This window comes from Aureimonas flava (genome assembly GCF_003583935.1).
Classification (GTDB): Bacteria; Pseudomonadota; Alphaproteobacteria; order Rhizobiales; family Rhizobiaceae; genus Aureimonas; species Aureimonas flava.
Genome location: NZ_QYRN01000006.1, coordinates 35268 through 58965 on the forward strand (window position 1 = coordinate 35268; position 23698 = coordinate 58965).

The following is a 23698-nucleotide window of genomic DNA, read 5'->3' on the forward strand; positions in this document are numbered from 1 at the left end:
GAGCAAGCGCCGGCGGCTGGACGCCCCTTCGCCGACGGCGCATAAGCGGGAGGAACAGGCGGGAGACGCGGCGACCATGCGCAGACGGTTCATCCAGTGCGACGTGTTCTCGGAAGTGCCGGCGCGCGGCAATGGCCTCGCCGTGGTGCTCGACGGCGAGGGGCTCGACACCGAGGCGATGCAGCGGTTCGCCACCTGGACGAACCTCGCCGAGACGACGTTCCTCCTGCCGCCCACCGACCCGGCGGCCGACTACCGGGTGCGCATCTTCACCACCACGGGCGAACTGCCCTTCGCCGGGCACCCGACGCTGGGGAGCTGCGCCGCCTGGCTCCATGCCGGCGGCGTGCCGCGCGACGGGACGCTGGTGCGCCAGGAATGCGCCATCGGCCTCGTGGAGATCGACCGGAGCGGCGCGCTCCCGGCCTTCGTGGCGCCGCCGACCCGCATCGGCCCGATGGAGCCAGAACGGCTCGCCAAGTCGCTCACCGCCCTGCGGATCGATCCGGCCGAGGTCGTGCGCGCCGCCCGCCTGGACAACGGTCCGACCTGGGACGCGATCGAGCTGCGCAGCGCCGAGGCCGTGCTGGCCGCCGACCCGCGCGGGGCGAGCTTTCCCGCCGAGCGGCGGATCGGGCTGATCGGCGCGCATCGCGAGGGCGGCGACGCCGATCGCGAGGTGCGGATGCTGAACATCTGGCACGGGGTCAAGGAAGACCCGATCACCGGCTCGCTCAACGCCGCCCTCGCCCGCTGGATGGAGAGCGAGGGCCGCCTGCCGGCCGCCTATGTCGCGGCGCAGGGCACGGCCATCGGGCGCCTCGGCCGGGTGCATGTCCGCGCCGCCGGGGACGGGCGCGTCCTGATCGGCGGCGCCGTCACCATCCTGATCGAGGGCACGGCGACCCTGTAACGCCCGTGCCCCGGCCGGCCCCGAGGCCTTGGAGGACCCGCGCATGCACCCGCTGCTTCTGGTTCTGGCCGTTCTGTCGGCCCCGGCCGCCCCGCCGACCCCGCCGGCCGAGATCACCGGCGCGGTGTCGCCGCTCCTGCCGCGCCTGTGCCGCCCGATGGAGCCGCCGGCGGACGGCGGAGACGTCCTGCGCTGCGCCGGCCTCGTGGGGGCGGACGTATTCCTGCGGGGCCCCGAGGCGGCGCGCCAGGTGGCGCTGCTACGGCCGGAAGGTTTCCTGCCCGCGCCGCCGGACGGCGCCCGGCTTGGACAGTCGGTGGCCTGGCGGCTCCTCGGCGACCGCCCGATCGCCGCCGTGCTGCGCTACCGGTTTCCCGAAGCGGCCGAGGCGCCGGCCGATGTGATCGTGGTCCTGAAACCGGCGCGGGACGGCGCGCCGGGTTGCGTGGTCGGCGCGGTCGAGGAGGGCGCAGGACCGTCCGCCACGGCGCCCGAGCGCGCGGCGGCCCTTGCCGACCGGCGCGCGCCGCTGTTTCGCTGCGGGCGGGACCGCCCGACCCTGGACGGGCCCTGGTCTCCGGCGGGGCGCGCCCGCATCGGCGTTTGGTTCCGCCTCGTCGGCGGTTGAACGGGGGCGCCCGATCGTGCCGCCCGCGCAAAACGGGCGGTTGGTTCAAATTGCGCGGATTTCCGTCGGAGATCCTTAGCCTGCCCCGCCGATGATCGCGGCAGATCCGATCGGGGAGCCCGTCATGTCCATCACCACGATCCAGGCCAGCTCCAAGCGTCGTCGCCAGCGCGCCAAGTCGCGCCGGAGCGACGCGATGAACCCGGCGCGCGGCATCATGGTCGGCTTCGGCCTGTCCGCGATGATCTGGGCGGCGATCGGGGCGTTGTTGCTCGGCTGAGCCCGTCCGGCGCCGCTAGTTGGGGCGCACGGCCGGCGTCGGCAGGGGAATTCCCGACCGGCGGCGCGGCGTGGGCGCCTGCGCGGCCTCCGTCTCCGCTTCCGCCGCTGCCGCCATCGCCGGCGGGGCCGCGGCGACCGTCGTCGGCTTTGCCGCCAAGGCTTGCGCGGCGGGGGCGTCCAGCGCCACCTCCACCAGATCCCCCGGCTGAAGGACGTCGCCCGCATCCGCCTCGCGGCGGATCGGAGCGGCTCCGTCGCGGCGGGTGACGAAGTAGCGGACGTCCTGCGCAGCGTCGCCGAGACCTGACACGACGCGCGCCTTCATTCGAAGCCCTTCGATCTCGGCACGCGACCGGGCGGCTTCCGCCGAGGCGGCCTGGAGCGCGGACAGGTTGTCCAGCCGCTGGGTGTCGTCCAGCTTCTCCAGCGCGCGCCGCTGGTCGGACAGGTCCCGCTCCACCTGCGTGACCGCCGCGAGCGTGTCCAGCGAACGCGTCGAGACGAGGAGCACCCCGCGCTGGGCGGTGCGAAGCCGGTCGATGGGTGTCAGCCCCTTCTGGAGCAGCCCCTCCACCCGCTTCACCTCGTCCTCGTAGTTGCGCGTCTCGGCCTCGAGATTGGCCTGCGACCGCCTGAGGTATCCGAGGCGCGCCTCGGAACTGGCGATGTTGCCGCGGATGTTCTCGCGCGACTTGCGAAGATCGTCGCGGCGCGCCGCCATCTGCTCCAGTTCCAGCGCGCGTAGCCTGTCGGCGAGGGCCGGGTCGAGACCGTCCGCCGGCACGCCGGAAAAGTCCGGCTCGCCCCGCCCCGCCAGCTCCGCCTCGATCCGGGCGACACGCAGCGCCGTCCGGAAGGCGGCGGCGTAGGCGGCGGTCTCTTCCTCGCCGAGCTCGGTCCGGTCGATGGAATGGTCCTGCCGGCCGCGATAGGCGCTGACGCCGCCCGCCACCGCCACGGCCTGCGCCACCGTGACGCCCGAGCGGAACGGTTGAGAGCTCGGCGTCAGCACATCGCCCGATACGTAGACCGGCCGGTATTCGGCGATCTCGACCAACACGCCCTCGGGATAGATCACGCTCCAGACGGTGACGCCTTGCGTGTCGACGCCGGCGGGGAAGGACACGGACTTCAGCCGCTCGATCACCGCCGCGCGCAGGTCGTCCACCGTGCGGCCGGCCGCCGGGAACGAGCCGCCGAGCGGGATGCTGACCGCGCCGTCCTGGTCGATCATGATCCGGCGCGACAGGGGGGCGGTGCCGAGGAGCGCGAAGTCGACCGTGTCGCCGGGCTGCAGGCGGTAGGGCTCGGCGGGCGCCGGGGCGGACGCCAGCATGGCGGCGAGGAGCGGGACGGACAGACGGGAAAGGCGGCATGCGACGGTGAGCATGTCTGATATCCTTCAGCCGTTGGCCGACAGAGGCCGAAGTTGTGACGTGTTCGCCCGACGCGCGTCAAGTTTCATGCTGCAATGCGCAACGAGGCGGGAAGCCGCCCGCGCCGTTGCGCGGGCGCGGCTCCCGCGATAGGCCAGACCGGGCGCGATCCGCAGCGGATCGGCCGGGAACGGGAAGGGCGAGACGATGATCGTCGTTGCGGGAAGCTTGAGACTGACGCCCGAAGGGCTTGCCGCCGTGCGCGACGTGGCGCGCGCCACCGTGACGGCCACCAGCGCCGAGACCGGCTGCATCGTCTACACGTTCGCCGAGGATCTGCGCGAGCCCGGCCTCATCCGCATCTACGAGGAATGGGAGAGCCGCGAGACGCTCGACGCGCACGGGCGGGCGCCGCACATGACCGTGTGGCGCGACGCGCTGAAGACCGTCGAGGTCAAGGGTCTGGAGCTCAAGCTGATCGAGACCGCCTCGGTCGAGCCCTTCGCCTGACGGGACGCTCGCCGCGATGCCGTTCCGCGCCAGCGTCCTAACGCTCTACCCCGAGATGTTCCCCGGCCCGCTCGGCGCCTCGCTCGCCGGACGGGCGCTGGAGCGCGGCGACTGGAGCCTCGAAGCGCGCCAGATCCGCGACCACGGGATCGGTCGCCATCGCGCCGTGGACGACACGCCGGCGGGCGGCTCGCCCGGCATGGTGCTGCGGCCCGATGTCCTCGCCGGGGCGATCGACGCCGCGGTCCGGCCGGACGACGAGCGACCGCGCCTCCTGATGAGCCCGCGCGGGCGGACGCTCGACCAGGGGCGGGTGCGCGAGATCGCCGAGGGGCCGGGCGTCCTGATCGTGTGCGGCCGGTTCGAGGGGGTGGACGAGCGGGTGATCGAGGCGCGGGACCTCGAGGAGGTCTCGATCGGCGACTACATCCTGTCGGGTGGCGAGATGGCGGCGTTGGTGCTGCTGGACGCCGTCGTGCGTCTCCTGCCGGGGGTGATGGGCAATGCCCGGTCCGGGCATGCGGAAAGCTTCGAGAACGGGCTCCTGGAGCACCCGCACTACACGCGCCCCGCCGTATGGGAAGGGCGGGAGGTTCCCCCCGTCCTCCTGTCGGGCCACCACGGGGCTGTGGAGGCCTGGCGCCGCGAGGCCGCCGAGCAGTTCACCGCGCGGCGGCGGCCCGACCTCTGGGCGAAGGCGCGCGGGGACCGATCCTGACCAAGAGTTCAGGCGACAGCCCCCGCGGGAGGCGCTAGGGTGGCGGCGGTGGGCCCTTGGTCCGCCGGATCGGCTCCCGTCTCCCGCCCAGGGCGCATCGTTCTGCGCCGAAGCGATTCCGCTTCGCTTGGAATTGCTCTAGAAGGGGTACGGAACGCATAAGCGAAAGGGTCCTCGGATGACGGGATCGCTCGAAGTCGCCGCTCTGATACGGCGCGCGGCGGCCAAGGCCTATGTGGAGTGCCCGGACGTGCTGCGCCCGGCGCGCGGCCTGGCCGTGGGGCTGGCGCTCTCGGCCATCCTCTGGCTCGTCGTCTTCAACCTCGCGATGCTGTTCTGACGACGTCTCACGCGTCCGAGGGATCGAGAAACCCCGCTCGGCCGAGATAGTCGACCACGTCGCCGGCAAGCTCCTCGGCGGACCGGCGGTCGGTCTCCAGATGCAGTTCCGGCGCTTCCGGCGGCTCGTAGGGGCTGTCGATGCCGGTGAAGTTCGGGATGCGGCCCGCCCGCGCCTGCGCATAGAGTCCCTTCGGGTCTCGCGCCTCGGCGATGCCGAGCGGCGCATCCACGAACACCTCGACGAACTCTCCCTCCGCCAGAAGGTCCCGCGCCAGTCGCCGCTCGGCCCGGAAGGGCGAGATGAACGAGGCGAGCGTGATGAGGCCGGCATCCACCATGAGCTTGGCGGTCTCCGCCACGCGCCGGATGTTTTCGACGCGATCCTGCGCGGTGAAGCCGAGGTCGCGGTTGAGCCCGTGGCGGACGTTGTCGCCGTCCAGGAGATAGGTGTGGTGGCCGAGCGCGAAGAGCCGCTTCTCCACCAGGTTGGCGATCGTGGACTTGCCGGCGCCCGACAGGCCGGTGAACCAGAGAAGCGCCGGGCGCTGCGCCTTGGCGGCGGCGCGCGCGGCCTTGGTCACGTCCACGGCCTGGCGGTGGATGTTGGCCGCCCGACGAAGCGCGAAGTCGATCCGCCCCGCCGCCACCGTCCGGCCGGACGACGGATCGCAGAGCACGAAGGTGCCGAGCGCGCGGTTGCGGTCGAACGGCTCGAACGCCACCGGCGCGGCGAGCGACAGGTTGACTCGGCCGCCGTCGCCCGCCCCGAGCGTGTCGGCCGCGAGCGGCGCGGCGCTGGCAGTGTCGATGCGGTGCTTGATGCGCGTGACGCTGGCCGGGACCTCCCGCGCGCCGACCCGCAGGCGGTAGGCGCGCCCCGGTAGCAACGGCTCGTCGTCCAGCCAGAGGAGCCGGGCGGCGAACTGGTCGCAGGTTTCCGGGCGGTCGCCGGCCGCCGCCAGGATATCGCCGGGGGCCGCGCCGACATCGCCGTCGAGGTGCAGCGCGATCGTCTCGCCAGCCACGGCCTCCATGCGCTCGACCCCTGCGACCGCAAGCGCGGCGACCCGCGCGCCGCGCCCCGAGCCGGCCGCCACCACGGCGTCGCCCGGCCGCACGAGGCCCGACACAACCGTACCCCGGAGGAGCGGACCGTCCGACGGCGCATCCACCGTCATGCGGAAGGGCTGGTCGGTGGCGCGAGTGAATGCGGCGGGCAGGCCGCGCAGGTGCTCGAGCAGCAGCGCGGGCACGCTCGCGCCGCCTTCGCCGCGCTCGGCGGGTAGCGGAACCGCGAGGAAAGACTGGACGTCCAGCGGCGACACGGCGCGGGCGACGTCTGCGGCAAGACCGTCGACGTGCCCGGCTTCCCCCGCCGCGTCCGCCTCGATCATCAGCACCAGATGGCGCAGGCCCATCAGGCGGGCCAGGGCCAGGTCCTGCACGAGGGGCCGGTCGATCTCCGCTCGGGAGCCCGCGAAGACTAGGGCGACGTCGCAGCGCGCGGCCGCCCGGACCATCTCGCGGTGGTCCTCGCCCCCGCGCAGGTCGATCGGCACGAAGCGTCGCGCGCCGTCTGCCGCGTCGGATGCCGCCACCAGCCGCGACAGGAGCGCCGATCCTCGCGCGCTCGCACGACCGCAGGCGAGGAGGCGGAGCGTCTCGGGTGCGTCGGGTTCGGGGCGGGACATGGTTCCGGTCTCCTTGGCGGCCGCCACGGGATTACGAAGCGCCCGCCGGCCTGTCCATGGGAACCCGGTGCAGGAGGTCGGGGTCGCCGAAGGCCAGGAAGTGCGGATTGGCGAAGTCGGCCTCGTCGTCGCGCGCACGCTTGCCGTAGCGGAGCGGCCGGCCGTCGCAGGTCGTCACCCGCCCGCCGGCCGCGCGCAGCACCGCGTCTCCGGCCGCCGTGTCCCATTCCATCGTGCGCCCGAAGCGGGGGTAGAGGTCGGCTTCGCCCGCCGCCAGCAGGCAGAACTTCAGCGACGAGCCGCAGGCCGCGAAGCCGCCCACGGGAAGCTCGCGGAGGAAGCGCTCGGTTTCCGGCGAGCCGTGGCTGCGCGATCCGACCACCGTCAGGGCGGGGGGCGCGCGGCGCACGGCGATCGCCCGGCGCGGCGCGTCCGCGTCGCGGCGCCAGGCACCCGACGGTCCTCCCGCGAACAGCCGCCCGGTTGCCGGCGCCAGGACCACGCCGAGCACCGGCACGCCGTCCTCCACCAGAGCGATGTTGACGGTGAACTCGCCGTTGCCGCCGATGAACTCGCGCGTCCCGTCCAGCGGATCGACCAGGAAGAAGCGGGCGCAGGCCGCCGGTACGCGCCCCGCCGCAGCCTCTTCCTCCGCCACCACGGGGATCGCGGGCGCGATGCGGCGCAGCCCCGCCAGGATCACCGCCTCGGCCTCGCAGTCCGCCAGCGTCACCGGCGAGCCGTCCCCTTTCCGCGAGACGGCGACGTCCGGCCGGTAATGCGCCATCACGCGGGCACCGGCCTCGAGCGCCAGATCGGCGAGGGGATCGACCAGGGCGGCGAGGTCGAGCGGGGGCAACGCGGCGGAAGCGGGGGCAGGGGCGAGGGTCATCCGCCTGTCCTGGCACGAAGCGCCGCCCGGCGGAAGCGCGGGCGTGCGCGGAGCGGCCCCCCAAACGAAAAGGGAGGGCCCAAAGACCCTCCCGCAAACCGTCCACCGGAGCGGCGTGCCCTCAGCAGCTTCCCTCCCGGTTCATGACGACCTTGATCGTCTTGAACAGGATCTGGACGTCGAGCCAGAGCGACCAGTGGCGGACGTAGTAGGTGTCGAATTTGACGCGAGACGCGTAGCTCGTGTTGGAGCGGCCGTTGACCTGCCACATGCCGGTGACGCCCGGACGGGTGCGCTTGTAGGCCTCGAAGCGGTGCGTGTAGCGATGCACCTCCTCGTCCACGATCGGGCGCGGTCCGATGAGGCTCATCTCGCCGCGAAGGACGTTGAAGAGCTGCGGCAGCTCGTCGAGGCTGGTCTCGCGCAGGAAGCGGCCGAGGCGGGTCACGCGCGGGTCGTTGCGCAGCTTCTGCGTCGCTTCCCACTCGGCGCTGGCGGCCGGGTCGCTCTGCAGCAGGCGCTGGAGCAGTTCGGCCGAGTTCGTCGCCATGGAGCGGAACTTGTAGCAGCGGAAGTGGCGCCCATCGAAGCCGACGCGCTTGTGGCCGAAGAAGACCGGACCCGGGTCGCTGATCTTCATGGCCGCGATGATGAGCAGCATCAGCGGGCTGAGCACGAGCAGCGCGCCGAGCGTCAGCGTGACGTCGACCGCCCGCTTCAGCGAGCCGCCGACCGGGCGGGAGAGGTCGACCTCGGCGGGTCGGGAGGCGACGTTGCTTTTGGTGCCGGCCGCCAAACTGGTGATCTTTGCCATGGCAATCCCGTCGAGTTCTTTAAAGAACGGTAAGGATCCTATAGAGGAGTTGATGCATCCGGGCAACGATTTGTTTCGCACTTGCACAGAAGGGGCCCGCCGCACCGGCGCATTTTCGCGGGGCGTAACCTCGCCTCGGCGAGATTTCCTTTACCCGCTCAGCGCGTTGCGATCCGTCGAATTGGCCGCAAATCGGGGCGGTAAATCGTTATGAACGGCTTTTAACGAAGCGTGAGGTGCGGATCGACGCTGACGCGCGGCGTGTGCCGATCGTCCGCCAGCGGACGGGTCCGATCATATTGCACTGCAAAAATCGGGGGCCGTTTCGCGCCCCGGTCAGCCGAACCGGTCGCGTTCCGCTTCCACCAGTTCGGCTATGAAGCGCGCCACGGCCTGGACGCGCGCTAGGCCGCGGGCGCTCTCGTGATAGACCAGCCAGTATTCGCGGCGGATCTCCCGGTCCGGCAGGACCCGTTCGAGGTCCGTGCGGCCGGCGGCGGCGAAGGCGTGCAGGATGCCGATGCCGAGGCCCGCCGCCACCGCCTCCGTCTGGCCGAGCGCGGAGGAGATTTCCAGGCGACTCTGCCAGCCGGGGGCGAACTCGGCGGCATATTGCAGGGAGGGGCTGTAGAGGAGGTCGTCCACGTAGCCGATCAGCGCATGGGCGGCGAGGTCCTCGACGCCGCGCGGACGGCCGGCCCGGTCGAGATAGGCGGTCGCGGCGTAGGCGCGCAGGCTGTAGGACACGAGACGCCGGGCGACGAGCCGACCCTGGTCGGGCCGCTCCACGGTGATCGCGATGTCGGCCTCGCGCCGCGACAGCGAGAAGGCGCGCGGGACCGGCACGAGCTGCAGCACCAGCGCGGGATGGCGCTCCATCAGGCCCTTGAGGCGCGGCGCCAGGAAGGCGGTGCCGAACCCGTCCGGCGCGCCGATCCGCACCGTGCCCGACAGAGCGAGGTCGGTTCCCCCGACGAGGGCGCGGGCGCTCTGGGCTTCGGTCTCCATGCGCTCAGCCGCGGGGAGGAAGGCCTCGCCCTCGCCGGTCAGCGCGCAGCCGCCCGGTCGGCGCTCGAAGAGGCGGGCGCCGAGCGCGGCCTCGAGGGCGTCGAGCCGGCGACCCACGGTCGCGTGGTTGACGCCGAGCCGGCGCGAGGCGGCGAGGATCTGCCCCGCCCGCGCCACGGCCAGGAACACCCGCACATCGTCCCAGTTCATGCCCACCGCTCCGCAAGACTACGATTCACGCACAATGGATGCACGATCGGGGCTCTTGCGTTCAAGCCGGCCGAGGCGCCACAACGGCGGAAACACAGGGAGAGACGGCATGAACGAGATCGGTCACTTCATCGACGGCGCGCGGGTCGCAGGCACGAGCGGGCGCTTCGCCGACGTCTTCAACCCGGCGACCGGGCAGGCCACGGCGCGTCTGGCGCTGGCGGGCCGCGACGAGCTGCAGCGCGCCGTGGACGCCGCCCGCGCCGCCCAGCCGAAATGGGCCGCCACCAATCCGCAGCGCCGCGCCCGCGTCTTCATCCGCTTCGTGGAGCTTCTCAACGCCCACATGCAGGAACTGGCCGAGCTCCTCTCCTCCGAGCACGGCAAGACGGTGGAGGACTCCAAGGGCGACATCGTGCGCGGGCTCGAGGTCTGCGAGTTCGTGATCGGCATTCCGCACCTGATGAAGGGCGAGTTCACGGAAGGGGCGGGCCCCGGCATCGACATGTACTCGATCCGCCAGCCGGTCGGCATCGGCGCGGGCATCACGCCGTTCAACTTCCCCGCCATGATCCCGATGTGGATGTTCGCGCCGGCCGTGGCCTGCGGCAACGCCTTCATCCTGAAGCCGTCCGAGCGCGACCCCTCCGTACCGATGCGCCTGGCCGAGCTGATGATGGAGGCGGGGCTGCCCAAGGGCATCCTGCAGGTGGTCAACGGCGACAAGGACGCGGTGGACGCGGTCCTGGAGCATCCCGAGATCGGCGCGATCTCCTTCGTCGGCTCCACGCCGATCGCGGCGCACGTCTATGCGGAGGCGACCAAGCGCGGCAAGCGCGCCCACACGTTCGGCGGCGCCAAGAACCACATGATCATCATGCCGGACGCCGACCTCGACATGGCGGCGGACGCGCTGATCGGCGCGGGCTACGGTTCGGCCGGCGAGCGCTGCATGGCGATCTCGGTCGCCGTGCCGGTGGGCGAGGCGACGGCCGACGCCCTGGTCCAGAAGCTGATCCCCAAGGTCGAGGCGCTCAAGATCGGGCCCTACACCGACACGGGCGCCGACTACGGCCCGGTGATCACCAAGGCGTCGCAGGAGAAGATCCTCGGCCTGGTGGAGACCGGCGTGCGCGAGGGCGCCAAGCTCGTGGTGGACGGGCGCGACTTCCGCATGCAGGGCTACGAGGACGGTTTCTTCGTCGGCTCCTGCCTGTTCGACAACGTCACCCCCGACATGGAGATCTACAAGGCCGAGATCTTCGGTCCGGTGCTCTCCGTGGTGCGCGCCAAGGACTACGAGGAGGCGCTGTCGCTGCCGACCCAGCACGAATACGGCAACGGCGTCGCGATCTACACGCGCGACGGCGACGCCGCCCGCGACTTCGCCTCGCGCGTGCCGATCGGCATGATCGGCATCAACGTCCCGATTCCGACGCCGCTCGCCTACCACTCCTTCGGCGGCTGGAAGCGCTCCTCCTTCGGCGACCTCAACCAGCACGGGCCGGACTCGATCAAGTTCTGGACCCGCACCAAGACGGTGACCAGCCGCTGGCCGTCCGGCATCAAGTCGGGCGCCGAGTTCTCGATGCCGGTGATGCGCTGAGGCGAACGGGCGGCGGGACGCCTCGCCTCCCGCACCGAACAATGCCAGAAGGGTCGGCGGTCGCTCCGCCGGCCCTTTCCTCGTTTGGCGACCCGGCCCGATGTTCTCCATCCTCCTGTTCTCGCTCGCCCCGGTGTTCTTCGTGATCGGCCTGGGATTCGCGGCCGGCCGCCGAGGCTGGGTGGATGCTGGCGCCACCGGCATGCTGGGCGCCTTCGTCGCCCAGTTCGCCTTGCCCATCGCCCTGTTCCTGGCCATCGTCACCGCGCCGCGCGCGCTGCTGGTCGCCGAGCTGCGGCCCACCACCGCCTATGCGGTGACCTTTCTGGTGCTGCTCGGGCTCACCCTCGCCTTCGCGCGGCGCTGGCGCCTGCCGGCGGTCACGACGGCCCTCTACGTGCAGACCGTCGGCATGCCCAATCTGGGCGGCATCGGCCTCGGCCTGTTCCAGTCGCTCGAGGGGCCAGGGTCGGAGGTGACGCTCGCGGTGGCCAATCTCGTCGGCACGCTCACCGTCACGCTCTACTGCTTCATGCGGTTGGAGATGCAGGGCGGCGGCCATCCGGCGCGCGCCTTCGGCGCCGCCCTGGTGAAGCCGATGACGATCCTGCCCACGCTCGGCTTCCTGATCGCCTTCGCCGGCCTGCCGTTTCCCGAGATCGGGCTCGCCGTGCTCAAGCCGCTGGCCCAGGCGACGGGCGGCGCCGGCCTGTTCCTGACGGGCGTGATCCTTTCGACGCAGCGTCTGCGGCTCACGCGCGCCAGCCTTCTGGCGGTGTTTCTGTCCAACATCCTGCGGCCGGCGCTGGCGCTCGCGCTCTGCCTGCTGCTCGCCCTGCCGCCGGGCGTCGAGGCGCGCATCGTGGTCGCCATGGCGATCCCGGCGGGCTTCGTCGGCACGATCCTGTCGGCGATCTACCGCGAGGGCACGGCGGAATCGGGCGGCGCGCTGGTCGCCACCACCTTCGCCTCGATCGTCACGCTGCCGCTGTGGATCGCGGTCGGGGTGTGGCTGGCGGGCGCCTGAGGGTCGGGGCCCGGCGTCAGCCGGCGTCCGAGCGCAGCACGAGGTCGGCCGGGCGGCTCTTCGCCAGGACGAGGCGCATGTTGGGCAGGTCGTTGCCCTCCATCTGGCGCAGCATGGTCTCGGGATCGAGCTGGAAGCCCGTCCAGCGTTCGGTGAGCCGGCCGATCAGCACCTCCTCGCTCGCCTCCACCATTACCGTGAGGTCGAAGAGCGGGGCGAGGTCGCGCCAGCCCGGCTCGTCCAGCAGCAGGTAGTTGCCCTCGGTCAGGACGATGCGCGTCGCCGGCTCCACGATGCGCCCGCCGGCGCGCGCGATCTCGATGGAGCGGTCGAACACCGGCACGGCCACCTCGCGGCCGTCGTCGGCGCGCAGGCGCTCCAGCGTGGCGCGGTAACCGTCGAGGTCGAACGTGTGCGGCGCGCCCTTGCGCGGGCGATGGCCGCGCGCGTTGAGCACCATGTCGTCGTAGTGGAAGCCGTCCATCGGAAACACGTCCGCCACGCCCGGCCGGCGCGCGTTGAGCCGCTCCTTGAGCTGCTCGGCCGTGGTGGACTTGCCCGAACCCGGCGCGCCCGCGATCGCCACGATCCGCCGGCCGTCGCCGGCCTCGCTCAGAAGCGCGTTGGCCAGTCCCGCCAGCGTCACCTGCTCGCCCATGTCCCGTCCTCCCCGGATGTGGTCAGACGGCCTTTGCCTGAAGGCGCGAGGTTTGGCGAGAGGGATCGAGGCGTTCGGGCTCGTAGCCGAGGAGGGCGGCCGGCTCGGCATCGGCGAACACGCGCCCGACGCCGATCAGGATCGGCCGGTCGATGCCGACGCGCGCGACGATCTCGCCGAGCCGGGCCAGCGTGCCGAGGGCGCGGATCTCGTCGGGCCGCGACAGCGCGGCGGCCACCGCCACCGGCGTCTCGGCCGGCAGGCCGTGGGCGACGAGCTGTGCGGCGATGCGCGGCGCCATGCGCCCGCCCATGTAGAAGATCGTGGTGGCGTTGTCGTCGGCAAGGGCGCGCCAGTCCATCTCGTCGGGCAGGTCCCCCCGCTGCGAATGGGCGGTGACGAAGCGAACCTGCTGGGCGCGGTCGCGATGCGTCAGCGACACGCCGAAGGCGCCGGCCATGGCGGAGGCCGCCGTGATGCCCGGTACGATGGCGACGGGGATGCCGGCCGCGCGCAGCTCGGCGATCTCCTCGCCCGAGCGCCCGAACACCGAAACGTCGCCCGACTTCAGCCGCACCACGTGCTTTCCGGCCGTCGCGAACTGCGTCATCATCCGGTTGATGTCCTCCTGGCGGCAGCTCTCGCGCCCGCCCCGCTTGCCGACCAGCATGCGCTTGGCCTCGCGGCGGGCGAGTTCGAGGATGTCGTCCGACACGAGGTCGTCGAAGAGGATGACGTCGGCGGCCTGGAGCGCGCGCACGGCCTTCAGCGTCAGGAGCTCGGCGTCGCCCGGTCCCGCGCCCACCAGCGTCACCCGGCCACCGGCCTGCGGGCGGCCGGCGAGGTCGCGCACGAAGGCGCGCGCCTCCAGCTCCGCCGCGTCGTCCGGGGCGCGCCGGGTGAAGGCGTCGTCCGAGAATCGCTCCCAGAAGGCGCGCCGGGCGGAGCCGGGGCCGAGCCGGGCCATGACCTCGCCGCGAACGCGCGCGGCCATGCGGGCCCAGCCGGCGAGCGTCGCGGGCAGCAGCGTCTCGATGCGCCGGCGGATCGCCTGTCCGAGGATGGGCGCCGCGCCGTCGGTGGAAATTCCGACCACCACGGGCGAGCGGTTGACGATGGTGCCGAAGCGGAACTGGCAGAAGGCGGGCTTGTCGATGACGTTGACCGGCACGCCGGCCGCGCGCGCCGCGCAGAAGAAGGCCTGGGCCTCGGCGTCCGATTCGCAGTCCGCCACGGCGAGCGCGGCGCCGGCGAACACGTCCGTTCCCCAGGGGCGGTCGTGATGCCGGATCGCGCCGTCCGCGAAGGGAAGGGCGAGAACGGTGCGCATCTCCTCGCCGATCTCGCCGGCCGGGCAGTAGAGGTCCACCAGGGCGCCGGAGGCAGCCAGGAGCTCGGCCTTCCAGGCCGCGCCGTCCGAGCCGCCGGCCATGGCGGCGCGCCGGTTCTTCAGGTCGAAGAACACGGGCAGCGTCGCGAGCTCGCCCATGCGCTGCGGGCGCGGGCTGCCCGGGTCGGCGTCACCTATGCTGGAGGACACGTCGTTCCGCATCGATCAATCCCTGGATCTCGGACCTGCAGGAGCCACAATTCGTGCCGGCCCGCAAGCTTTGGCCGACGGCGGCGACGCTGGCGCAGCCGCCCGCGGCAGCCCGCCTGATGTCGTTCGCGCCGACGCCGAAACAAGAGCAGACCAGCGCGCCGGGGTCGGGCCGGTCGGCGCCGGGCCGCCCGGCGAGGACGCGCGTGCGCGCGTCCGGCTCGAAGCGCGGGCCGTCGAGGAGCGAGACCGCGAAGGCGCGCGACACGGCGACGGGCTCGGGCGCGAGCCAGAGCGCGCCGACGAGCGCCCCCCTCCCGTCGAAGGCGGCGAGCCGCCGCTGGCCGCCACGGTCGGTGTAGTCCAGGACGTCGGCTGCCGGGTCGAGCCCGAGCAGGGCGTGCGGCTCGGGCGGGGCTTCGGTTCCGGCCAGCTCCAGCCGCCAGCCCCCCGGAGCGCGGACCTTCGCCCAGTACAGGCAGCCGCGGCCTTCCGGCTCGGCGCGCGACACGGCGAAGCCGTACCACGCGGCCTGCACCCGCCGCAGCGACGCCGGCGCGGCTTTCGAGGCGGGCTGGCCGGAGATCGGGTCCGTGTGGGCCGGAACCAGAGCGTTGATGCGCGCCGCGCCCGAGAACTGGCCGGTCCAGTGCATCGGCGCGAACAGCGTGCCTTCGCGCACGCGCTCCGTCACCAGCGCGCGCAGGACGGCCCCGCCATGGTCGGTGGACAGTTCCACGAGGTCGGCGTCGGCGATCCCCAGGCGTGCCGCGTCGATCGGGTGGATCTCGCAGAAGGGCTCGGCGAGATGGGCCGAGAGGCGCGCCGAGCGGCCGGTGCGCGTCATCGTGTGCCATTGGTCGCGGATGCGGCCGGTGTTGAGCACGAAGGGCCGCTCGGGCGTGAGGGCGGGCGCGGCGGCGGCACGCACGGCGTGCAGCCGCGCGCGACCGTCCGGGGTGTAGAAGCGGCCGTCCGCGAAGAAGCGCGTGGTCGGCGCGCCGCCGGCGGGCGCCGGCCAGCGCGTCGGCGCGAGCGCCGCATATCCCGCGTCGTCGAGGGTGGCGAGCGCCCCGATGTCGAAGTCGCGCGTCCCGTCGTTCTCGAAGGCCGACAGGGCGGCGTGCTCGCGGAAGATCGCGGCGGCGTCGGGATGGTCGAAAGCCTCCGCGAAGCCCATCCGCCGGGCGACCTCCCGGAGCTGCCACCAATCCGGCCGCGCCTCGCCGGGCAAGGGCAGGAAGGCACGCTGGCGCGAGATCCGGCGCTCGGAATTCGTCACCGTGCCGTCCTTCTCGCCCCAGGCGGCGGCGGGCAGCGCGACATGGGCGAAGGGCATCGTGTCGGTGTCGCGCACGATGTCGGACACGACCACGAAGGGGCAGCGGCGCAGCGCCTCGGCCGCCGCGTCCGCCTCGGGCAGCGAATCCACCGGGTTGGTGCCCATGATCCAGATCGCGCGCACTCGCCCGTCGGCGACGGCCCGGAACAGGTCCACCGCCTTGAGGCCGGGGCGCTGCGCGAGGGCGGGCGCCCGCCAGAAGCGGCGCACGAGGTCCCGGTGGGCCGGGTCGCCGATCTCCATGTGGGCGGCGAGCTGGTTGGCGAGCCCGCCGACCTCGCGCCCGCCCATGGCGTTGGGCTGGCCGGTGACGGAGAACGGGCCGGCACCGGGGCGCCCGATGCGACCCGAGGCGAGGTGGCAGTTCAGGATGGCCGACACCTTGTCGGTGCCCGCCGCCGACTGGTTCACGCCCTGGCTGAACACGGTGACGGTCTTGCCGGTGCGGGCGTAGAGGTCGAGGAAGCGGGCGAGCGGTTCGCGCTCGAGCCCGGTGGCGTGGCGGAGCCGCTCGATGTCGGCGAAGGGGCGGGCGGCCAGGAGTGCCTCGTCCAGCCCCTGCGTGTGCGCCTCGGCATAGGCGCGGTCGATGGTCCCCGCCGCCTCCATCGCGGCCAGGGCGCCGAGGAACAGCGCGGTGTCCGCGTCGGCGCGGATCGGCAGGTGCAGGTCCGCCTCGCGCGCGCTCGCCGTTTCGCGCGGGTCGATCACCACGAGGCGCATGGCGGGCCGCCGGGCGCGCGCCGCCTGGACGCGCTGGAACAGCACCGGATGACACCAGGCGAGGTTGGAGCCGACCAGCACCAGGAGGTCGGCCTCCTCCAGGTCCTCGTAGGTTCCGGGCACCGTGTCCGAGCCGAGGCCGCGCTTGTGGCCCGCCACGGTCGAGGCCATGCACAGGCGCGAGTTGGTGTCGATGTTGGCCGTGCCGAGGAAGCCCTTCACCAGCTTGTTGGCGAGGTAGTAGTCCTCGGTCAGGAACTGGCCGGAGGCGTACAGCGCCACCGAGTCCGGGCCGTGCGCGGCGACGGTCTCGGCGAGCCGCGCGGCGACGTGGTCGAGCGCCGCGTCCCAGGTGGCGCGCCGGCCGCCGATCTCGGGATGGAGAAGGCGGCGGTCGGGGATCAGCGTCTCTGCGAGCGCCGATCCCTTGGAGCACAGGCGCCCGAGATTGGCGGGATGCTCCGGGTCTCCCTCGATCCGCACCGTCCCGTCGCCGCGCGCGGTGGCGAGGACGCCGCAGCCGACGCCGCAATAGGGGCAGGTGGTGCGGGTCGCGCCCGCCTCGGCCAGCGTGTCCATCTCACCACGCGTTGTAGGCGAGGTACTTGCCGCTCATGCTCACCTCGATCCGGTCGCCCTTGGGGCTCGCCACCCGCTCGACCCGCATGTCGAAGTCGATCGCGCTCATGATCCCGTTGCCGCACTTCTCCTGGATCAGCTCCTTGAGCGTGTCGCCGTAGACGCCGACGATCTCGTGGAAGCGGTAGACGCAGGGATCGGTCGGCACGTCGCGGTTCCAGGTCTTGGTCGGATACTCGGCCAGCACCACGCCCGCCTCCTGCGGCAGGCCGAGCTGGGTCGCCAGGAGGTCGGCCTTGTCGCGCGGCAGGGCGTTCATGCCGAGGCAGGCCGAGGTCACGAAGACCTCGCTCATGCCGATGCCGTCGGCGATCGAGGCCCAGGACAGGCCGGCCTGGCGCTTGCGCTCGTAGACGAGCTCGGTGACGTCCTTCTTCGACAGCATTCCGTTCTCCTATTCCGCCGCCTCGGCGAAGGCCTCGCGCCCCACCAGAAGCTCCAGCGATCCGTCGGCGCCCACACGCACGGGGAAGGTCCGCACCCGGCCCTCGTCCGGCCCCTGGACGAGGCCGGTGTCCAGCGCGATCACCTGGTTGTGGAGCGGGCAGGTGACCGAGCCGCCATGGACGATGCCCTGGCTGAGCGGGCCGCCCCGATGCGGGCAGCGGTCCTCGGTGGCGAAGACCCTGTCGTCCATCGTGCGGAACACGGCGATGCGCCCGAGCGGGGAGACGACGCAGCGCGCGCCGCGGCGGGGGATGTCGGCCAGGCGGCCGATCGCCGCCCATTCGGGTCCGGTGCTCATTCTGCGGCCTCGCGGAAGCGGGAGAGATCGGCCAGCGGCTTGAACTCGTGGGCTGCGACGCCCCGCGAGGCGCGCTCGGCCCATGGGTCGACCTGCGAGAAGCGCTGCGAGAAGACGAAACGCTCGAAATAGGCTTGGCGCTTCTCGGGATCCTCCACGACGGCGGCCCGGATCGAATCCATGCCGACGCGTTTCAGCCACTTGTAGATGCGCTCCAGATAATGACCCTGCTCGCGGTAGAGCTGGGTCAGGGCGGCGATCGTCACCACCGCCTCGTCCTCGGTGTCGACGTGGCAGAGCACCTGCGTGCCGTGGATGTCGAGACCGGCGGCGCCCGCGAAATGGATGTCGTAGCCCGAATCGACGCAGATCACGCCGATGTCCTTGCAGGTCGCCTCGGCGCAGTTTCGCGGGCAGCCGGACACGGCCATCTTGAGCTTGGCCGGGGTCCAGGATCCCCACATGAACTTCTCCAGGCGGATGCCGAGGCCGGTGGAGTCCTGCGTCCCGAAGCGGCACCAGTCGGTGCCGACGCACGTCTTCACCGTGCGCAGGCCCTTGGCATAGGCCGCGCCCGAGACCATGCCGGCGGCGTTGAGGTCGGCCCACACGGCCGGCAGGTCCTCCTTGCGCACGCCGAGCATGTCGATGCGCTGGCCGCCGGTGCACTTCACGGCGGGGATCTGGAACTTGTCCACCACGTCGGCGATGGCGCGCAGCTCGGCCGACGAGGTCATGCCGCCCCACATGCGGGGCACCACCGAATAGGTGCCGTCCTTCTGGATGTTGGCGTGGACGCGCTCGTTGATGAAGCGGCTCTGCTTGTCGTCCTGGTACTCGCCCGGCCAGTCGGCGAGGAGATAGTAGTTCAGGGCCGGGCGGCACTTGGCGCAGCCGCAGGAGGTCTTCCACTCCAGCTCCTGCATCACCGCCGGGATGCTCTTGAGCGCCTTGGCGCGGATCAGGCGGCGGACGTCGCCGTGGCCGAACTCGGTGCAGCCGCACATCGGCTTCACCGCCTTCGGGTTGAAGGCGTCGCCGAGCGTCAGGCCCATGAGCTGCTCCACCAGCCCGGTGCACGAGCCGCAGGAGGCCGAGGCCTTGGTGTGGGCGCGCACGTCGTCCAGCGTGGAGAGGCCCTTCTCCGCGATGGCGCTCGTGATCTTGCCCTTGCACACGCCGTTGCAGCCACAGATCTCGGCGTCATCGCCCAAGGCTGCAACGGCCGCCATAGGGTCCAGCGGCGACCCTCCGCCGTAGCTCTGGCCGAAGATCAGCGTGTCGCGCATCTCGGCGATGTCGGTGCCCTTCTTCATGAGGTCCGCGAACCATCCGCCGTCCGCCGTCTCGCCGTAGAGAACGGCTCCGAGGATGCGGTTGTCCTGGAGCACCAGGCGCTTGTAGACGCCGGCCGAGGCGTCGCGCAGCACGATCTCCTCGCGGTCCGGCGCGTCGGCGAAGTCGCCGACCGAATAGAGGTTGATGCCAGTGACCTTGAGCTTGGTCGGCGTGTCGGCGTGGCGGAAGCCTTCCGCCGGCTGGCCGGCGAGGCGGCGCGCGGCGACCTCGGCCATCTGGTAGAGCGGGGCGACGAGGCCGTAGACCCGCCCGTCGAGCTCGACGCATTCGCCGAGCGCCGAGACGGCCGGGTCGGAGGTCAGGAGCTGGTCGTTCACGTGGACGCCGCGCCCGCAGGCGAGGCCCGCCTCCCTCGCGAGGCCGAGCGACGGACGGATGCCGACCGCCATGACCACGAGGCTCGCCGGGATGACGCGCCCGTCCTTCAGCCGGACGCCCTCGACCTTGCCGGTGCCGAGCACTTCCTCCGTGTTGGCGTTGCAGATCACCTCGATGCCGCGCCCTTCCAGGGCACGCTGGAGCAGGAAGCCGGCGGCGGGGTCGAGCTGGCGCTCCATCAGCGTCGGCATGAGATGGAGGACGGTGACCTCCAGACCTTGGGCACGCAGGCCGGCCGCGGCCTCGAGGCCGAGAAGGCCGCCGCCGATCACCACGGCCTTGGCGCGCGACTGCGCGGCGAGGATCATCGCGTCTACGTCGTCGAGGTCGCGATAGGCGAGGACGCCCGGCAGGTCGTGGCCGGGCACCGGCGGCACGAAGGGCGTGGAGCCCGTGGCGATCACCAGATGGTCGTAGGGCGCCGTAACGCCCCGGTCCGAGGTCACGGTCCGGGCCTCGCGGTCGATCGCGACGACGCGCTGGCCCTTGTGCAGCGTGACGCCGTGCCGTTCGTACCAGGCGTCGCCGTGGATCACGATGTCGTCGAAGCTCTTCTCGCCGGAGAGGACGGGCGACAGCATGATGCGGTCGTAGTTCACGCGCGGCTCGGCGTTGAAGATCGTCACCTCGAAGGCGCCGGGCGCGAGTTCGAAGAGGTGTTCCAGCATCCGGCCGGGGGCCATGCCGTTGCCGACGACGACGAGTTTGGAGGTCATGGGTCTCATCCCGAAACGAAGGGTCGAAGGGCGAGGGCGGGCTTCCGGCGCGGCGTCGGTGGCGCGCGGGACGGCCCGACGCCCGTGTCAGGCCGCTTCCACGAAGCGGTTGCGTTCGTAGAGGAACTTCAGCACCGCCTGGCGGCACTTCAGGTAGGTCGGGTCGGCCGCCAGCTTGAGCCGGTCGCGCGGGCGGGCGAGCGGCACGGCGAGGATCTCGCCGATCCGGGCCGAGGGGCCGTTGGTCAGCATCACGATCCGGTCCGACAGGAGCACCGCCTCGTCCACGTCGTGGGTGATCATCATCACCGTGGTGCCGAGGTCGGCCTGGATCTGCATCACCTGGTCCTGGAGATGGGCGCGCGTCAGGGCGTCCAGCGCGCCGAAGGGCTCGTCGAGGAGCAGGATCTTGGGCTCCATGGCGAGGGCGCGGGCGATGCCGACGCGCTGCTTCATGCCGCCCGAGATCTCGTTCGGGCGCTTGTCCCGGGCATGGCCCATGTGGACGAGCTCGAGGTTGCGCACCACCCATTCGCGGCGCTCGGCGGCCGACTTCGTCCGTCCGAAGACCTTGTCGACGGCCAGCGCGACGTTCTCGTAGACCGTGAGCCAGGGCAGGAGCGAATGGTTCTGGAACACCACGCCCCGGTCCGGGCCCGGCTGGTCCACCACCTTGTCCTCCAGGAGAACCACGCCGGCGCTGGCCCGGGTGAGGCCCGCGACGATGTTGAGGAGGGTGGACTTGCCGCAGCCCGAATGGCCGATGATCGAGATGTACTCGCCCTTGTCTACCGTCAGGTCGATGCCCTTGAGGACGTTGGTCGCGGTGGTGCCCCGGCGGAAGGTCATGTCGACGCCTTCGATCGACAGGAACGGCTTGGTGGTCATGGCGGGTTCGCTCCGGTGTCGGGAAGGGATCAGGCGGCCGCAGTGCCGCGAGTGACGAGGCGGCCGACGAAGGCCACGATCCGGTCGAGCACGAAGCCGACGAGGCCGACATAGGCGAGGGCGAGGATGATGTCGGAGATCAGGGACGAGTTCCAAGCGTCCCAGATGAAGAAGCCGATGCCCACGCCGCCGATCAGCATCTCGGCCGCCACGATGGCGAGCCAGGAGAGGCCGACGCCGATGCGAAGCCCGGTGAAGATGTAGGGGGCGGCGGCCGGCAGCATGATCTTGGTGAAGAATTCCAGGCCGTTCAGGCGCAGCACGCTCGCCACGTTGCGGTAGTCCGACGGGATGTTGCGGATGCCGACCGCGGTGTTGATGATGATCGGCCAGATCGCGGTGATGAAGATCACGAAGATCGCGGCGGGCTCGCCGTTCTGGAAGGCGGCGAGCGACAGCGGCAGCCAGGCGAGCGGGGGCACGGTGCGCAGCACCTGGAAGATCGGGTCGAGACCGCGCATGGCGAGCGTCGACTGGCCGACCAGGACGCCGAGCGAGATGCCGGCGACCACCGCCAGCGCATAGCCGATCGCCACGCGCTGGAGGCTCGCCCAGATCTGCCAGCCGAGGCCGACGTCGTTGCCGCCGGCGACGTAGAACGGGTGGGCGATCAGCTCCCAGGTGTCGGACACGACCTGGGTCGGCGGCGGCAGCGCCGAGCCGGCATGCGAGCACAGGACCTCCCACAGCGTCAGCAGCGCCGCCAGCGCGACCAGCGGCGGCACGATGTTGGCCGCGGCTTCGCGGGCCATGGCGGCGCCGCGCGCGGCGCGCGGCGCGCGCGTCCGGGGCAGGGCCACCACGTTCGCTGCGGCGGCCGTGGTGCCAAGGGCTGCGGTGCCGGAGGTGGGGCCGGAGACGGGAAGTTTCGCGACGGTCTGGGACATCGGGACGGGACCTTGCCGGAGGAGGCGGAAGGGAGGGGCGGCACGGGGCCGGCGCGTGCCGGCCCCGTTCGCGTCAGCTCACGGTCTTGATCGACTGGCTTTCGAGATAGGCGTCGGGATTGGCGGGATCGAAGGTCTTGCCGTCGAAGAAGGTCTCGATGCCGCGCGAGGTGGAGGCGGGGATGTCGGCCGCCGCCACGCCGAGATCCTTGGCGGCCTCGCGCCATAGGTCCTCGCGGTTGACCTTGTCGACCAGCGCGGTCCGGTCGAGGTCCATCGGCAGGTAGCCCCAGCGCTGGTCCTCGGTCAGGAACCACAGGTCGTGGCTCTTGTAGGGATAGGAGGCGTTGTCGGCCCAGTAGCGCATTTGGAAGGGGGAGTTTTCGACCACCTTGCCGTTGCCGTAGTCGAAGCGGCCCTTCATGCGGTCCACGACGTCCTTGAAGGGGGCGTTGATCCACTGGCGCTTGGCGCAGATCTCGGCCATCTCCTCCTTGTTGGCCGTGTCCTCGCACCACATCTGGGCCTCCTGCACCGCCATCAGCAGCGCCTTGGCGGCGCGCGGATTGGCGTCGACATAGTCGGCGCGCAGCGCGAAAGCCTTTTCCGGGTGGTTCATCCAGAGCTCGCTGGTGGTGATCGCCGTGTAGCCGATCTCCTGGTTCTTGAGTTGCTCGTTCCAGGGCTCGCAGACGCAGAAGCAGTCCATCGTGCCGACCTTCATGTTGGCCACCATCTGGGCGGGCGGCACGACGATGGTCGAGATGTCCTGGTTGGGGTGGATGCCGCCGGCGGCCAGCCAGTAGCGGATCCAGAGGTCGTGCGTGCCGCCGGGGAAGGTCATGGCGGCCTTCACCTCCTTGCCGCTCGCCTTCTTGGCCGCCAGCGCCGTCTTGAAGGGCGCGGTGTCGAGCGAAAGCTTGAGGTCGGCATATTCGGAGCCGACCGAGATGCACTGGCCGCCGAGGTTGAGGCGCGCCAGGATGTACATCGGCGTCGGCTGGTTGTTCTGCGTCATCGCGCCCGACGAGATCAGGTAGGGCATGGGCGTCAGGATATGGCCGCCGTCGATGCCCGAGCCCGCCGAGCCGAGCACGATGTTGTCGCGCGTCGTGCCCCAGGACGACTGCTTGGTGACCTCGACGTCGGTCATGCCGTACTTGTCGAAGAGGCCCTTCTCCTTGGCGACGAAGAGCGGCGCGGCGTCGGTCAGGGCGATGAAGCCGAGGACGGCCTTGGTCGTCTCCGGTCCCGCCCCTTGCGCGAAGGCGCCGCCGGGAAAGCTCGCGCCGATCGCCGAGAACAGCGCGGCGGTGCCGGCGGACGCGGCCGTGCCGGCCAGGAAGCGGCGACGGTTCAGGGCGGGGACGTCGAAAACGGTCATGGCGGTCCTCGGATGGGGTGGATGCGGGCCAAACGAAGACGACGCCGCGAGGCCGATGCGTCCACGTCGGGCCTGGCGGCCGGCGCGGAGGGCAGGGGCGACGCGACGTCGATGTCGTCGAGGCTTGTGGGAAGCTCGGGGCCCAGTCGTCCTTGACGGGCCGTTGATCTATCCAATCGCAGAACGGGCGTTTTGCAAAGCACAAATGTTTATCAGAGCGGCATGCTCAAAACTTCGGCAGAACCGTTCCAAAGTGGCGGGCGGCCGAGGCTTCGCGCTGCCCGGAGCCGGAGATTAATCCGTGATCGCGACGCGCAAATATCGGGCATCGGCTCGCCGCAGCGCAACGTGCCGGGTCGACC

At 71.6% G+C, this 23698-nt stretch carries 22 protein-coding genes; 8 read left to right on the plus strand and 14 right to left on the minus strand.

Annotated elements, in window-relative coordinates:
• Positions 1-76: 76 nt before the first annotated feature.
• From D3218_RS12005 to D3218_RS19735, 3 genes are all read left to right on the plus strand, one after another.
• Positions 77-913: a PhzF family phenazine biosynthesis protein gene (locus D3218_RS12005; RefSeq protein WP_119540329.1), complete on the plus strand. Its 837-nt coding sequence runs from the start codon at positions 77-79 to the stop codon at positions 911-913.
• Between the two features lie 43 nt (positions 914-956).
• Positions 957-1541: a hypothetical protein gene (locus D3218_RS12010; protein WP_119540330.1), complete on the plus strand. Its 585-nt coding sequence runs from the start codon at positions 957-959 to the stop codon at positions 1539-1541.
• A 124-nt stretch (positions 1542-1665) separates the two neighbouring features.
• Positions 1666-1821 carry a hypothetical protein gene (locus tag D3218_RS19735; protein WP_168990497.1) on the plus strand — a complete coding sequence of 52 codons (156 nt, stop codon included), beginning with the start codon at positions 1666-1668 and terminating at the stop codon, positions 1819-1821.
• A gap of 15 nt (positions 1822-1836) precedes the next feature.
• Here the strand turns inward: D3218_RS19735 and D3218_RS12020 are convergent, their stop codons facing one another.
• The gene (locus D3218_RS12020; RefSeq protein ID WP_119540332.1) at positions 1837-3213 is read right to left on the minus strand and encodes a polysaccharide biosynthesis/export family protein; all 1377 of its coding nucleotides are present in this window, start codon (positions 3211-3213) and stop codon (positions 1837-1839) included.
• A gap of 193 nt (positions 3214-3406) precedes the next feature.
• Here D3218_RS12020 and D3218_RS12025 point away from each other — a divergent pair, with 193 nt between their 5' ends.
• From D3218_RS12025 to D3218_RS19740, 3 genes are all read left to right on the plus strand, one after another.
• Entirely contained in the window at positions 3407-3709 is a 303-nt protein-coding gene (locus D3218_RS12025) for a putative quinol monooxygenase (RefSeq protein ID WP_119540333.1), read from the plus strand.
• 16 nt (positions 3710-3725) lie between these two features.
• The gene (gene trmD / locus D3218_RS12030; RefSeq protein WP_119540334.1) at positions 3726-4427 is read left to right on the plus strand and encodes a tRNA (guanosine(37)-N1)-methyltransferase TrmD; all 702 of its coding nucleotides are present in this window, start codon (positions 3726-3728) and stop codon (positions 4425-4427) included.
• Between the two features lie 178 nt (positions 4428-4605).
• Positions 4606-4767, plus strand: coding sequence for a hypothetical protein (locus tag D3218_RS19740; protein ID WP_168990498.1), 162 nt, complete (start codon positions 4606-4608; stop codon positions 4765-4767).
• 7 nt (positions 4768-4774) lie between these two features.
• Here D3218_RS19740 and cysC read toward each other — a convergent pair whose 3' ends face one another.
• From cysC to D3218_RS12050, 4 genes are all read right to left on the minus strand, one after another.
• On the minus strand, positions 4775-6460 hold the full coding sequence (gene cysC, locus D3218_RS12035; protein WP_119540335.1) for an adenylyl-sulfate kinase: 1686 nt from the start codon (positions 6458-6460) through the stop codon (positions 4775-4777).
• A gap of 31 nt (positions 6461-6491) precedes the next feature.
• Positions 6492-7352 (minus strand): 3'(2'),5'-bisphosphate nucleotidase CysQ, encoded by an 861-nt coding sequence (gene cysQ, locus D3218_RS12040; RefSeq protein WP_119540336.1) that lies wholly within the window; start codon positions 7350-7352, stop codon positions 6492-6494.
• A 121-nt stretch (positions 7353-7473) separates the two neighbouring features.
• Positions 7474-8166 carry an exopolysaccharide biosynthesis polyprenyl glycosylphosphotransferase gene (locus D3218_RS12045; RefSeq protein ID WP_119540337.1) on the minus strand — a complete coding sequence of 231 codons (693 nt, stop codon included), beginning with the start codon at positions 8164-8166 and terminating at the stop codon, positions 7474-7476.
• Between the two features lie 336 nt (positions 8167-8502).
• Positions 8503-9384, minus strand: coding sequence for a LysR family transcriptional regulator (locus D3218_RS12050; protein WP_119540338.1), 882 nt, complete (start codon positions 9382-9384; stop codon positions 8503-8505).
• Positions 9385-9493: 109 nt separating this feature from the next.
• On the opposite strand from D3218_RS12050, the gene D3218_RS12055 reads away from it, so the two are divergent.
• Together D3218_RS12055 and D3218_RS12060 are read left to right on the plus strand one after the other, a co-directional pair.
• On the plus strand, positions 9494-10990 hold the full coding sequence (locus D3218_RS12055) for a CoA-acylating methylmalonate-semialdehyde dehydrogenase (protein ID WP_119540339.1): 1497 nt from the start codon (positions 9494-9496) through the stop codon (positions 10988-10990).
• Between the two features lie 100 nt (positions 10991-11090).
• Positions 11091-12017 carry an AEC family transporter gene (locus D3218_RS12060; protein ID WP_119540340.1) on the plus strand — a complete coding sequence of 309 codons (927 nt, stop codon included), beginning with the start codon at positions 11091-11093 and terminating at the stop codon, positions 12015-12017.
• Between the two features lie 16 nt (positions 12018-12033).
• On the opposite strand, the gene D3218_RS12065 is transcribed toward D3218_RS12060, so the two are convergent.
• The 9 genes from D3218_RS12065 to D3218_RS12105 all read right to left on the minus strand — a co-directional run bounded on the left by D3218_RS12065 (position 12034) and on the right by D3218_RS12105 (position 23336).
• The gene (locus D3218_RS12065; RefSeq protein ID WP_119540341.1) at positions 12034-12675 is read right to left on the minus strand and encodes a nucleoside triphosphate hydrolase; all 642 of its coding nucleotides are present in this window, start codon (positions 12673-12675) and stop codon (positions 12034-12036) included.
• Between the two features lie 22 nt (positions 12676-12697).
• Positions 12698-14164: a siroheme synthase CysG gene (cysG, locus tag D3218_RS12070; protein ID WP_119540342.1), complete on the minus strand. Its 1467-nt coding sequence runs from the start codon at positions 14162-14164 to the stop codon at positions 12698-12700.
• 31 nt (positions 14165-14195) lie between these two features.
• Positions 14196-16859, minus strand: coding sequence for a nitrate reductase (locus tag D3218_RS12075; protein ID WP_119540343.1), 2664 nt, complete (start codon positions 16857-16859; stop codon positions 14196-14198).
• A gap of 1 nt (position 16860) precedes the next feature.
• Positions 16861-17304, minus strand: coding sequence for a cyanase (cynS, locus tag D3218_RS12080; RefSeq protein WP_119540344.1), 444 nt, complete (start codon positions 17302-17304; stop codon positions 16861-16863).
• A gap of 9 nt (positions 17305-17313) precedes the next feature.
• A complete protein-coding gene (gene nirD / locus D3218_RS12085) occupies positions 17314-17664 on the minus strand; it encodes a nitrite reductase small subunit NirD (protein ID WP_119540345.1) in 351 nt (116 codons plus the stop codon).
• Positions 17661-20117 (minus strand): nitrite reductase large subunit NirB, encoded by a 2457-nt coding sequence (gene nirB / locus D3218_RS12090; RefSeq protein WP_119540346.1) that lies wholly within the window; start codon positions 20115-20117, stop codon positions 17661-17663. The genes nirD and nirB overlap by 4 nt, the downstream gene beginning before the upstream one ends.
• A gap of 87 nt (positions 20118-20204) precedes the next feature.
• Positions 20205-20966 (minus strand): ABC transporter ATP-binding protein, encoded by a 762-nt coding sequence (locus D3218_RS12095; protein WP_425359308.1) that lies wholly within the window; start codon positions 20964-20966, stop codon positions 20205-20207.
• Positions 20967-21034: 68 nt separating this feature from the next.
• A complete protein-coding gene (gene ntrB, locus D3218_RS12100) occupies positions 21035-21952 on the minus strand; it encodes a nitrate ABC transporter permease (protein ID WP_119540348.1) in 918 nt (305 codons plus the stop codon).
• Between the two features lie 73 nt (positions 21953-22025).
• Positions 22026-23336 carry a CmpA/NrtA family ABC transporter substrate-binding protein gene (locus D3218_RS12105; RefSeq protein ID WP_119540349.1) on the minus strand — a complete coding sequence of 437 codons (1311 nt, stop codon included), beginning with the start codon at positions 23334-23336 and terminating at the stop codon, positions 22026-22028.
• Positions 23337-23698: the final 362 nt, after the last annotated feature.